General features: G+C 66.0%; 10 protein-coding genes. 3 read left to right on the top strand and 7 right to left on the bottom strand.

Annotation, left to right across the window (positions count from 1 at the left end):
* Nucleotides 1–105: 105 nt before the first annotated feature.
* Entirely contained in the window at nt 106–432 is a 327-nt protein-coding gene (locus HMPREF2924_RS07030) for an HU family DNA-binding protein (RefSeq protein ID WP_223198316.1), read from the top strand.
* Nucleotides 433–555: 123 nt separating this feature from the next.
* Here the strand turns inward: HMPREF2924_RS07030 and HMPREF2924_RS07025 are convergent, their stop codons facing one another.
* The 7 genes from HMPREF2924_RS07025 to rocR form a co-directional block, all read right to left on the bottom strand.
* A complete protein-coding gene (locus tag HMPREF2924_RS07025; protein ID WP_003107576.1) occupies nt 556–1,152 on the bottom strand; it encodes an HAD family hydrolase in 597 nt (198 codons plus the stop codon).
* A complete protein-coding gene (gene tesB, locus HMPREF2924_RS07020) occupies nt 1,149–2,018 on the bottom strand; it encodes an acyl-CoA thioesterase II (RefSeq protein ID WP_003093084.1) in 870 nt (289 codons plus the stop codon). The genes HMPREF2924_RS07025 and tesB overlap by 4 nt, the downstream gene beginning before the upstream one ends.
* A 33-nt stretch (nt 2,019–2,051) precedes the next feature.
* A complete protein-coding gene (locus HMPREF2924_RS07015) occupies nt 2,052–3,647 on the bottom strand; it encodes a SagB/ThcOx family dehydrogenase (protein WP_009313394.1) in 1,596 nt (531 codons plus the stop codon).
* A gap of 2 nt (nt 3,648–3,649) precedes the next feature.
* Nucleotides 3,650–4,228: a GNAT family N-acetyltransferase gene (locus HMPREF2924_RS07010; protein WP_003110395.1), complete on the bottom strand. Its 579-nt coding sequence runs from the start codon at nt 4,226–4,228 to the stop codon at nt 3,650–3,652.
* A 26-nt stretch (nt 4,229–4,254) separates the two neighbouring features.
* Nucleotides 4,255–4,845 carry a GNAT family N-acetyltransferase gene (locus tag HMPREF2924_RS07005; RefSeq protein WP_003110394.1) on the bottom strand — a complete coding sequence of 197 codons (591 nt, stop codon included), beginning with the start codon at nt 4,843–4,845 and terminating at the stop codon, nt 4,255–4,257.
* A 214-nt stretch (nt 4,846–5,059) separates the two neighbouring features.
* Complete coding sequence (locus HMPREF2924_RS07000; protein ID WP_009313393.1) at nt 5,060–8,698, bottom strand: transporter substrate-binding domain-containing protein; 3,639 nt, start codon at nt 8,696–8,698, stop codon at nt 5,060–5,062.
* Nucleotides 8,699–8,799: 101 nt separating this feature from the next.
* A complete protein-coding gene (gene rocR, locus HMPREF2924_RS06995) occupies nt 8,800–9,978 on the bottom strand; it encodes a two-component system response regulator cyclic di-GMP-specific phosphodiesterase RocR (RefSeq protein ID WP_003106013.1) in 1,179 nt (392 codons plus the stop codon).
* A gap of 281 nt (nt 9,979–10,259) precedes the next feature.
* Here rocR and HMPREF2924_RS06990 point away from each other — a divergent pair, with 281 nt between their 5' ends.
* Complete coding sequence (locus HMPREF2924_RS06990) at nt 10,260–10,889, top strand: response regulator transcription factor (protein WP_003093094.1); 630 nt, start codon at nt 10,260–10,262, stop codon at nt 10,887–10,889.
* Nucleotides 10,890–11,181: 292 nt separating this feature from the next.
* Complete coding sequence (locus HMPREF2924_RS06985; protein WP_023094524.1) at nt 11,182–12,423, top strand: TIGR03862 family flavoprotein; 1,242 nt, start codon at nt 11,182–11,184, stop codon at nt 12,421–12,423.
* Nucleotides 12,424–12,443: the final 20 nt, after the last annotated feature.

Here is a 12,443-nt window from a genome sequence, read left to right as displayed (position 1 = left end):
AAAACCTCTGTAACGGCTCTGTCATGCGCGTCGTGCGAGGAAACAAATAAGCGGAGAAAAGGGAACCTTATTCGCGCCAAGCTGTTTAAAATCACGCCCGTTTCTGTGCGAGGCCCCTCGCGCAGTCTTTTACCAAGGAGCTACACCACCATGGCACTGACCAAAGACCAACTGATCCAGGACATCGCCGAAGCCATCGACGCGCAGAAGACCACCGTTCGCAGCGCGCTCGACCAGCTCGCCGAGATCGTCAAGGACGCCCTGGAGAACGATGGCGAAATCACCCTGCCGGGTATCGGCAAGCTGAAGGTCTCCGAGCGTCCCGCGCGCACCGGCCGCAACCCGCAGACCGGCAAGGCGATCGAGATCGCTGCCAAGCGTGTAGCCAAGTTCGTTCCGGCCAAGGCGCTGACCGACGCGATCAACGGCTGATAACGGCCGCCGCATCCCGCACGGATGCGCAGGAAAAAAGCGCAGGAGCCTGGCCTCCTGCGCTTTTTTCGTTTTCGGGGAGCCGCTGGCGCTGCCGCCCTCGAGGTTTTCCGCCGGATATTCCTACGGCGTTTGCAGTTGCTCGAGCAACGCATGGCAATCGGCAGCGTGCCAGTCGGCCAGCTCCGGCCAGGGGTTTTCCGGCAGGTTGACCAGCACCGTGCGACTACCCGCGGCGCGTCCGCAGTCGAGGTCGAAACGGTAGTCGCCGACCATCACCAGCTCCGCCGGCGTCACGTTCCAGCGTCGGGCGATGCGCAGCAAGCCATCAGGGTCCGGCTTGGGCCGCGCCTCGCCGCGCCCGAGGATGTGCTCGGTGGGGAAGCAGCCGCCCAGGCCGATCGCTTCGAGGGTGATCAGCGCCAACTGGTGGTCGTTGCGGGTCAGGATGCCCAGGCGCACGCCGCGCCGCTGCAACTCGCGCACCAGTTCCAGTGCGCCCGGCGCCGGCCGCGCGGCCTCGGCCAGGGCGCGCTCGTGTTCGAGCAGCCAGGCGTGCTTGGCCGCCGCCTCGGCCTCGGGCAGGGCGGCGAGGTGCAGCAGGATGTCGTCCTGCTCGGGGATGTCCAGCGCTCGGCGGATCGCCGGGAAGTCGTGCACGGCCCGGGTCAGGGTGCCGTCCATGTCGAACACCCAGTGGCGGATGTCGGCCAGCCTCACGCCCAGTCCTCACGCTTGCGGATCAGGCCTTCCTGGCTCGACGAGGCGACCAGCTGGCCGCTCTGGTTGAAGATGCTGCCGCGCACGAAACCGCGTGCGTTGCCGGCCCAGGGGCTGTCGATGGCGTAGAGCAGCCACTCGTCCGCGCGCAGGTCGCGGTGGAACCACAGGGCGTGGTCGAGGCTGGCGACCTGCATGGTCTTCTGCCACACCGAAACGGCATGGGGCTGCATCGAGGTGGTAAGGAAACCGAAATCCGAGGCGTAGGCCAGCAGGTACTTGTGCAGCGCCGGGACGTCCGGCAGCTTGCCGTCGGCACGGAACCAGAGGTACTTCACCGGTTCGTCGGGCTGCGGGTCGTAGGGGTCGTGCTGGGTGACCGGACGAATCTCGATGGGCTTCGGATACAGCAGCTTGTCGCGGATGCGCTCGGGAATCCGCTCGGCGCGCTGGCGGGTCAGCTCCAGTTCCGAAGGCAGATTATCCGGGCCAACCACCTCGGGCATCTCGATCTGGTGGTGGAAACCTTCCTCGTCGTACTGGAAGGAGCTGCTCAGGGTGAAGATCGGCTGGCCTTTCTGGATCGCGGTGACCCGGCGGGTGCTGAAGCTGCCGCCGTCGCGCACCCGGTCCACCTGGTAGACCACCGGCATGCTGGCGTCGCCGGGACGCAGGAAGTAGCCGTGCATGGAGTGTACGTGGCGATCGTCCTCCACCGTCTGGCTGGCCGCCGACAGCGCCTGCCCCAGGACCTGGCCGCCATAGAGCTGGCGGAAGCCGAGATCCTGGCTCATGCCCCGGAACAGGTTCTCCTCGATGGGTTCCAGGCTCAGCAAAGCCACCAGGTTGTCCAGTATCTGGGTCATGGGGTGTTTCCTCGAATTCGGGCTGTCGACGGGCTAGTCGCGGCGCAAGGCCGGGTACGCGGGCATGTTGCAAAGACGAGTGTCCCACACCGCGCGGCCGAGGGTGAAATGGTAGAGACTGGCCATGGACTCATCCGTTAGTCCAAGCAGCTCATGCACCAGGGGGTCGTAGTAGCAGCCGATACCCGTCCCAGACAGCCCAGCGGCCTCCGCCTCGAGGTAGAGCAACTGGCCGAGCTGCCCGCATTCCCAGTACAGCCGCGGATAGCACCAGGGGCCTTCTTCGAGCGCCGCGCCGAGATGGGCGAGCATGGCGAGCGCGACGCAGCCGTCGCCGGCGATGTCCTGCTGGCAGGAGAGATACGCCGACAGCGCGCGCGCATCGCCTTCCTGCAACAGGTACAGCGGCAACTCCGGATCGACGCGCTGCCAGAGGAAGTCCTCGCGCATCGGCGGCCGCCGCAGGCCGCTGCGATCCAGCCAGTACAACCCCGGCACCAGGCCCCGGACGCGATGGACGAACAGCAGTAGATCGACCCGCGCGGCCTCGCCGGTGACCGCGAAAGGCACCGGCGAGCGCTCCGGCAGCAGCCTGCGCAGCCAGGCCCGCAGCAGTTCGACATCGATGCCGGCGCGCCCGTCCATGCGCTGCGCGCTACGCCGCCGATGCAGCAGCGGTCGCAGCGGCAGGCCGGGGTTGTCGTTGCCGGGCTCGCCCGGTGCGACCCTCCACGGGCGTGCCGGCAGGCGCGGCGCCCGGCATAGCCCATGTATCCGCTGCAACTCCGGCCAGTCCCGGTACTCCCGCGACAGCCGGTTCGGTGCGCCGGCCAATGGCAGGGCCGCCAGCCCTTCGCACAGGCGCGGCGAAAGGGAAGGCTCCTGCGTGAGCGCCGGCCCGATCCAGAACAGTGCGTCGACGCTCTCGCACTCGGCGAAGCCGTCCCGGTCAAGGCCGAACAGGCCGTCCAGTGCGCTTTCGGCGACGCCGCGCAGCAGGCGCATCTCCCAGCCCTGGATCGCCGCGGCGATCGAGAGGCAGGCCAGCGCGTGGCCGAGGTCATGCTGGCAGTAGCGATAGGCTCGCTCACCGTATTTCCAGGCCTCGCGCCAGGGCACGCTGGTCAATGCCAGGAGGCAACCGCCGGCCGGCAAGCAGTCATCCAGCAGCGAAGCCAGCGGCGCCGGCAGTTCGCCGCGCACCTCCAGGGCATGCTTGTCGGGACGGTAGTGGGCGAGCAGTGGCGCCGGCTCCAGGGTACCGCCGGGAAGCAGCAGGTAGGCTTCGGTGGGATGCAGGTTGCCGCTCGACGGATTGACCCGTAGCGCCCAGCGAGTGCCGCCGGCCTCCTTCCAGGCCGACAGCGCCAATCCGTCGTAGAGCATCTGCGAGAGGCTGCGGCGATCGAGCCGGGAGGGCGCGGCCGCCGGCCCGGAAAACACCCCGTCGTAGGGTGGCGACTCCTCCAGCGGCCGATGCAGCAGTTCGACTTGCCGGCAGCCCCGGTACTGGCGGAACGGCGCCGGCTGGGTCGCCCAGTCCAGTCCGCCGGGACCGGGAGCGTAGCGCTCCGGGCGATGCATGCTGAGGCGATGGTAGGAGAGCACCTCGCCGCCGCCGTCGCCCATGTTCACCGCTCCGCCCAGCGGGCCGCGTCGACGCGATAGAGGATATGCCGGCGCATCGGGTGATCCGCTGCCAGGAGTGGGTGGTCGAAATCCTCGGCCGGATCGCGACGCATGCCCAGGCGCTCCATCAAGCCCCAGGAGCGGCGGTTGGGCGGCGTGGTGAAGGCCACCACCTCGGGCAGGCGCAGCCGCTCGAAGGCGAAGTCCAAGGCGGTTTCCGCCGCTTCGCGGGCGAATCCACGGCCCCAGTAGGCGGGCGCCAGGCGCCAGCCGATCTCCACGGTCGGGGCGAAGTGCACGTCCATGGTCACGTCGAACAGGCCGGTGAATCCGATGAACGCCGCCTCGCCCGGTAGCTCCAGGGCCCAGGGCCCGTAGCCACGCTCGGCAAAATGCGCCTGGACGCGATCGACCAAGGCGTCGCTCTGCGCGCGGTCGAGCACACTGGGGAAGAATTCCATTACCTGCGGGTCGGCGCACATCTCGGCGAACGCCTCGCGGTCGCTGTCGCGCCAGGCGCGCAGCAGCAGGCGCGGGCCATGCAGTTCGGAAATGGCGGAAGGGGGAAGGTTCGCGTTCATGGGAGGCCTTTTCGGAAACGGCCGACTCATCTGCGAAGCCAGTCCTCGCGCGTCAACCGGTACAGCACATGATGCCGCAAGCGGTGGCCGGGGGGCAGGTCGGGATGCTCGAAGTCGTCGGTGGGATCGCGATGCATCCCCAGGCGCTCCATCAGTCCCAGGGAGTTCTCGTTGGCCGGTACGGTGAAAGCCACCACCTGGTCCAGGCCAAGGGTATCGAAGGCGTAGCTCAGCGCCGCCTCGGCCGCCTCGTGGGCGAAGCCCTCCGCCCAATGCTCGGCGGCGAGACGCCAGCCGATGGCCACCGCGGGTACGAAGGGCGCATCGAAGTCCACGACCTCCAGCCCCACGTAGCCGATGAAAGGATCGCCGCCCTTGACCTGCAGCGCCCACCAGCCAAAACCGTGCTCGGCGAAGTGCGCGTCGATGCGGCGCAGCAACGCGTCGCTCTGGGCGCGATCCAGGCAGGACGGAAAGAACTCCATCACCCGCGGGTCGGCATTCAGCTCGGCGAACCTGGCTCGGTCCTGCACCAGCCAGGGCCGCAGGATCAGACGGTGGGTATACAGCCGTGGCGAGCGCAGATGCTCGATGCTCAGGCTGGTCAGGTCGGCCATCGCTTGGTTCCTTTCGTTCAACGCACTCCAGAAGGACTATCTGACCGCAGGAATCGGCTGGGGTGCCCGCGAGGGCGGTATTCCGATCTTTGGTCAGGCTTCGCGGAAAAGGCTACCCAACCGGAGTGTAGTCTTTTCCGCGTCTGGACATGCCCGATCCTCGGGCAAAGCGATGACGATTGGTTTACCGCCCGGGCAACGGGCGCAAGCCACGTCAATCCGTGCACTCTTCCACCAGACTCTCGTCCAGGGCGAGGATCGCCAGTTTCACCCCAACGGCGCACTCCTCCACCCAGGCGAACGAGGCGTTCGGGCTGAGGCAGGCATCCTCGAGGCGCCGGCAGCTTTCCACCAGTTGCTCGCCACGCACCACCCTCGCCGCGCCCTTGATCCGATGCGCCAGCTCGGCCAGTTCGCCGGTCTCCTGGCGTTGCACCAGTCCCTCGAGGGTCTCCAGGTCCTTGCGGTTGCTGGTCAGCAGTTCATCGAGCAGCCGCCTGAGCATCGTCGGCTCGCCGCCGGTCAGCGCATGCAGGGAATCCAGGTCGTAGAGACGGGGGTCCGACGGTATCGCGACGGGTTCGGCGTCGATGGTGACGGGCAGGTCGTCGTCGGCAAAGCCCAGGGCCAGAAGACGCTCCTCGAGAACATCGAGACCGATGGGCTTGATCAGGCATTCGTTCATTCCAGCCTGGATGCAGCGCTCGATCTCCTCCGGCTGGGCGTCCGCGGTGAGGCCGATGATGACCACCGGTTCCTCGCCATTCTCGCGCTCCTCCTGGCGGATCGAGCGGGCGAGGTCGGAGCCGCTCATCAGCGGCATGTGGCAGTCGGTGATGACCATGTCGAACGGTTGCCCATGCCAGAGGTTGAGAGCGTTCAGGCCGTTCTCCGCTTCCTCCACGTCATGACCGAGGAAGCTCAGCTGTTGATGGAGGATCTGCCGGTTGACCGCATGATCGTCCACCACCAGCACCTGCAACCGCCGCGCCTGGCGACTGCCGAGCGGGATCGCCCGCACGTTCTCGACGATCGGTTCCAGCACCTGCAGGCGCAGCTCGACGTCGATCCGCGTACCCTGCCCCAGCTCGCTGCTCATCACCAGGCGCCCTCCCATCATTTCGCACAGCGAGCGCGAGATCACCAGGCCGAGCCCGGTGCCCTCGGTGTTCTGCAGGTTGCGGTTGACCTGGGCGAAAGGCCGGAACAACTGCTGCTGGTCGCCCAGGGAAATACCGATGCCGGTGTCTTCCACACAGAGATTGACCTGCAACAGCGACGGCTCCACCTGGCGGCCATCGATGCGGATGCGGATCGAGCCCTCGTCGGTGAACTTGATCGCGTTGCTGACCAGGTTGGAGAGGATCTGCTTGAAGCGCATGGCATCCAGCAGTACGTCGCCGTTGATGCTCGAGTCGATCTCCAGCACCAGGCTCAGGCGCTTTTGCCGGGCCAGGCCTTCGAACACCCGTGCCACCGATTCCACCAGCTCGCGCAGGTTGGCCCGTTTCGGCGACAGGCTGAGGCGACCGGACTCGATGCGGGCGATGTCGAGAATATCGCCGATCAGCTCCAGCAGGCTCTTCGCCGAGGCATAGGCGATCTCGATGCTGGAACGGTCCACCCGACCGGTCTCGGCACGCTTGAGCGCCAGTTCGAGGATGCCGATCACCGCATTCATCGGCGTGCGTATCTCGTGGCTCATGGTCGCCAGGAAGGTGGTCTTGGCCCGGCTCGCTTCGTCGGCCAGGTTCTTCGCCTCTTCCAGCTCATCGATCAACTGGCGGTGCTCGGTGATGTCCAGCCAGCCACAGATGACACCGCGGATGGTCCCGCTGGAATCGCGGAACGGCTGGATCCAGTGGTCGATCCAGCGCTCCCGGCCGCCCAGCGCCACCGGGTAGACCGCCTCGATGGTCCTGCCCTCGCGCATGGCCATCAGGTAGCTGCGATGGAACTCCGGAGCGGTCTCGAAGTTTTCCATGGGCAGCTCGAGCACGGTGCGGTTCATCACCTCATCGGAACTCAGGCCGACGCTCTGCAAGTAGCTGCGGTTGCAAGACAGCATCCGTCCGTTGACATCGCGCACATACAGCGGCGGGGGCATGCAGTCGGTCAGGGCCTCGACGAACCGCAACTGGTCGCTGAGCGCCTGTTCGACCCGCGCGCGCGCCCTGATCTGCCGGCGCTGATAAGTGACCCAGCCCAGGCAGAACAGCAGCAAGGCCGCTGCGATCGCCAGGATCTCGGTGATCACCAGGATGTAGTCGACCCAGGTCTGGCCACTCATCCCCGGCGGCGAGCGCCAGCGATTGACGATATCGCTCAGGTCGTCCGGCGAGATGCTCAGCAAGGCCTTGTCGAGAATCGACTGGAGTTCGGCGTCGCCACGGCGAACGGCGAAGTGGGCGGTGGCCGCGCCGATGGGAACCAGGTCGGCGATCGCCAGCCTCTCGCGGAACAACCGGACGATGTAGTAGCGAGCGGTGACCAGCGGCACCACCGCCGCGTCGGCCCGCCCTTCGTAGACCAGGTTCATGGCATCCAGCGCGACGCCGACCTCCACCATCGAGGCCTGCGGATAGCGCTCGCGCACCTGTTGCATGCCCACATGGCCGGCGGGAATCGCTATGCGCTTGCCGTCGAGGCTTCCGGGGCTCTCCGCGCGTCCCTTGTCGTCCGCCCGGGTGACGAGGACGTACGAGGTGGACAGGAACGAGCGGGTGAAACGCAGCATTTCCTCGCGCTTGCTGCTGCGGCTCATGATCGCCAGGTCCGCCTCCTTCCTGGCCAATACGCCGATCTGCTCGGGGAAGCCGCCACTGCGAGGCGTGACCTGGAAATGCAGGCCGGTGCGGCGGGAAATCATGTCCAGCAGGTCGGAGGCGATGCCCGAGAAGGTCTCGTCGGAATTGAAGAAGGCCAGCGGCGCCAGGTCGTCGTTGATGACCAACCGCACCACTGGGTGGCGAGCGATCCAGCGACTCTCCTGCGGCGTCAGCGCGATACGCTGGCCCGTTGGCAGGGAACCGCTGCCGACCCAGCGCCTGGCGATGCTTTCGAGACGGTCCTGGTTGATCGCGCCGATCGCCGAGTTGACGACGCGCAACAGGTTCGTGTCGCCGCGACGAAGGAGGAAGCCGTAGCCCCCTTCCAGGCGGGCATCGGCAAACCGCTCGAACCTCACGTAGCCGTAATAGGACCGATTGATCCGGTGGTAGGCGCTGAGCACATCGTCGAGATACAGGTCGGTATGTCCGAAAGCCACCGCGGCAACGGCCTCGTCATGGCTGCCGAAGACCACGAAACGCGCCCGCGGGAAACGCTGGCGCAATTCCCCGACATGCTCCCGGGCCACCGCCACGCTGAGTCCGGCGAGATCCTCCGGCGAGTTGCGCTTTTCCCCCATCCGCTTGAACACCGCCAATCGATCACGGGCATAGGGTTGGCTGAGCACCAGGGAGGAATCACCCGCCGAGCTGTAATGGCTGCCAAGCAGGTCGATCTTTCCGGCAGCGAGCGCCGCCACGGCATCCGCATGGGTATCGAAGCTCACGACCTTGATGCGCATGCCGAGCAACTGCCCGACCAGCGTGGCGACGTCCGCCGTTATGCCTTCGTAGTTCTCGTCGTCGAGCCGGACGTTGAAGGGCGAGGTCTCGTCCAGCGCCGCGCCGAGCCTCAGGTGACCCTTGTGGCGCAGCCAGGCCCAGTCGTCCTCGGCGATCGCCATGTCCTCGTGCTCGATGCGCAACTGGCTGAACAGCGTCAGGGACGGATGCGCTTCGACGGCGAACAGGCGTCCGCCCGACAGCAGCAGGCAGAAGAACAGCAGGAATAGTTTTGATCGCATGAAAGGTCTGTGCGGCAGGGCCAGCAGTTGTATGGAAAGGAAACGCGTCCGGCGCGAGGCCCGGCGTTCGGCTAGCGGCAGCCGAGGCCAGGGCGGTGGCGTCAGGATCCGGAGCAATAGTCGAGAAAGTGCTGTTCCGGCATCGGCCGGGCGAACAGATAGCCCTGGGCTATGGAGCAACCGAGTTCGATCAGGCGTACCCGTTGTTCGTCGCTCTCCACCCCTTCCACCACCAGGGAAATTCCCAGCGCCTGCGCCAACGCCACGACACTGCTGATGACGGCGCAACTCCTGGGCTGGGTCTTCATCTTCTGGACGAAGGTTCTGTCCAGCTTGATCTGGCTGAAGGGAAACTCGCAGAGCCGGTCGAGGGACGAATAGCCGGCGCCGAAATCGTCCATCGCCAGGCCGCAGCCCATGATCCGCAGACGCACGAGGTTCTCCAGGCTGCTGGCAGGAGCGCTGATCAACCCGGTCTCGGTGATCTCGAACATCACCGAACTGGGCGGCAGGTGGAACTCGGTCAGCAACGCCGAGATGTTCTCGGCCAGCGCACGCGAACCCAGTTGCGAAGGATGGACGTTGAACGCCAGGTTGATCGGCTGCCCCAACTGCGCCAGCTTCCTGCGCGTCGCCAGACCCTGGCTGAACAGTTGCCAGAACAGCTTGTCGACCAGGTTGTAGGTTTCCATCACATAGAGGAAATGCGACGGCGGCAATACGCCGAGATGCGGGTGGTTCCAGCGTGCCAGGACCTCGGCGCCGATGAGGCCGCCGCCATCCAGGGCCACCTTGGGCTGGTAGTAGGCTTCGAACTCGCCGTTGTCGAGGCCGCGCACCACGTCCGCCACGGAGGGCAGCTCGGCGACTTCGATCTGTCGCGGCAGGTCCTGGCGACGAGCGTTGTAGCGGGTCAACAGGGCGGTGATCCGCTCCAGGCTGAATGGCTTGCCGAGGTCGCCGAGAAAATTGAGGCCCAGGCACTCGATCATCGAAATGGTGGCCTGGCGCAGGATGGGATCCACCTCGCTGCTGAGGATCACCGAATGGACCTTGCCGCTCAGGCTTGCGTGGCGAAGGAACGCCAGGCCATCCATGCCGCTCATCTGCAGGTCGCAGATGGCGATGTCGACGTGTCCGCAGGACTCCAGGATCGCCACCGCCTCCTTGCCGTCCGCCGCCTCGAGGATCGATCCGGGCACCACTTTCTTCAGGGCTGTGACGGCTACCAGGCGCTGAAAAGGCTCATCCTCCAACACCAGAACATTCAAATCATTCATCACGGTCCACACAGGGTTTCCAGGAAATACCGGCGATATACTGCTGTGTTTCCCTTACTAGACCTATGGGACAAGTCCCCATGTTTTGTGGGAATTTTCCTACTGATTTGGAGGTTCGGTTGGATTAGCATGGTTCCACATGAAAAACCGAATCGCCCCGCCTCAACAGGCTATTCTGGACGGCGATCTCGGTCTAGCGCCCAACATGGATGACCACCGGCGGCAGCGCCCGGGAAATCGAATCCCGACCCTGCCCCGGTCCCTCAAGGTAAATCGAATTTATGCATACCGTCCTGATCGTCGACGACCACCCCGTCATCCGCCTCGCCGTGCGCGTCCTGCTGGAAAAGCATGGTTTGCAGGTGGTGGCCGAGACGGACAATGGCGTGGATGCCATCCAGTTGGTCCGGGAGCACGAACCGGACGTGGTGATTCTCGACATCGGCATTCCCAAGCTCGACGGCCTGACCGTGATCTCGCGGATCAAGTCGCTGGAACTGCGCACCCAGGTGCTGGTACTCACTTCACAATCCGCAGAGGCGTTCTGCAAGCGCTGCATCCAGGTCGGCGCCCGTGGGTTCGTCAACAAGGAAGAAGACCTGAACAACCTGATCAACGCCCTGAACGCCGTGATCGCTGGCTACACGTTCTTTCCTTCGCTCACGTTCGATACCCTCGGCACCCCGCCGGAGCGCATTTCCGAAAGCGAGCTTATCGGCCTGCTCTCCGACCGCGAGATGATCGTCCTCCAGCATCTCGCCATGGGCTATTCGAACAAGGCCATCGGCGAGAAGCTGTTCCTCAGCAACAAGACCGTCAGCACCTACAAGACCCGCCTGCTGCAGAAGCTCGGCCTGGGTTCGCTGGTCGACCTCGCAGAGTTCGCCAAGCGCAATTCGCTGATCCACTGACCTGGCGCTTCGCTGTCGAAGCCCAGGCCTAGGCACCTTCGGGCAAGCGCGACCGGAAGTCGTTCCTGTCACGCGACGAGCATCGGCGGATTTCCACAAAGCATGTGGAACCGCCTGTGGATAAGGTGCGAAAAACGCTCCGTGCAGCGCATCGTGCCTGGCCTCCCGACGGTTGATCAGTTCCTGACCAGGCGCACGGCGAGCGGACCAGGTGGCATCGACAAGGCTCGGAGGCGGTCTTCGCCTCGGTTACACTGCACGCCGGTTTCCCCAGGTCTCGCTCGTCGTCCACATGCCCAGTCAAGCATCCTCCCCTTCCCCCCAGGTCGCCATCGTCGGCGGCGGTCCCGCAGGCCTGATGGCCGCGGAGGTCCTGAGCCAGGCGGGCGTACGCACGGAAGTGTTCGACGCCATGCCCTCGGTCGGCCGGAAATTCCTCCTCGCGGGCGTCGGCGGCATGAACATCACCCATGCCGAGGCCAGGGAACAATTCCTCGGCCGCTATGGCAGGCGCCAGAAGGAAATCGCCGCACTGCTCGGCGAATTCGACGCGGATGCGTTGCGCGCCTGGATCCACGGCCTGGGTATCGACACCTTCGTCGGCAGTTCCGGCCGGGTGTTCCCCTCCGACATGAAGGCCGCGCCGTTGCTCCGTGCCTGGCTCAAGCGCCTGCGCGAGCAAGGCGTGCTCATCCATACCCGCTGCCGTTGGCTGGGCTGGAACGCGGACGGTACGCTGGACATCCAGAGCGCCGCCGAGCGCCTGTCGATACGGGCCGACGCCGTGATCCTGGCGCTCGGTGGCGGCAGTTGGCAGCGCCTGGGCTCCGACGGCGCCTGGGTGCCCCTGCTGCGGGCCCGCGGCGTCGAGGTCGAGCCCCTGCGGCCAAGCAATTGCGGTTTCGAGATCGGCGGCTGGAGCGAGCTGTTTCGCGACAAGTTCTCCGGCGCTCCGGTCAAACCGGTGGCCATGGGACTGGCGGGCGAAACGCCGCGCCAGGGCGAATTCGTCGTGACCCGCGACGGTATCGAGGGCAGCCTGGTCTATGCCCTCTCCGCCGCCATCCGCGAACGGATCGAGGCACAGGGATCGGCCGAAGTATGGCTGGACTTGTTGCCGAACAGGCGTCGCGAGCAGATCGAGGCAGCCCTGGCTCGCCCGCGCGGTTCCAGGTCGATGGCCAATCACCTGCGCAGCCAGTTGGGCATCGATGGGGTTCGGGCCGGCCTCCTGCGTGAACTCACCCCCGCCGCCACCTATGCCGAGCCGGCCCTCCTGGCGGCGGCGATCAAGCGCCTGCCGCTGACGCTGCTGCGCCCGCGTCCGCTGGACGAAGCGATCAGCAGCGCCGGCGGCGTGCGCTTCGAGGCGCTCGACCGCAACCTGATGCTCGCTGGCCTGCCCGGTGTGTTCTGCGCCGGGGAAATGCTCGACTGGGAGGCGCCCACCGGCGGCTACCTGTTGACCGCCTGCTTCGCCAGCGGGCGCGTAGCCGGACTCGGCGCGCTGGCCTGGTTGCGCGGCAGGGGCTAGAGGCCAGTACGCCAGCGCCT

Source organism: Pseudomonas sp. HMSC063H08, assembly GCF_001813645.1.
Classification (GTDB): Bacteria; Pseudomonadota; Gammaproteobacteria; order Pseudomonadales; family Pseudomonadaceae; genus Pseudomonas; species Pseudomonas aeruginosa.
This window is presented reverse-complemented; position numbering and strand designations above follow the sequence as displayed.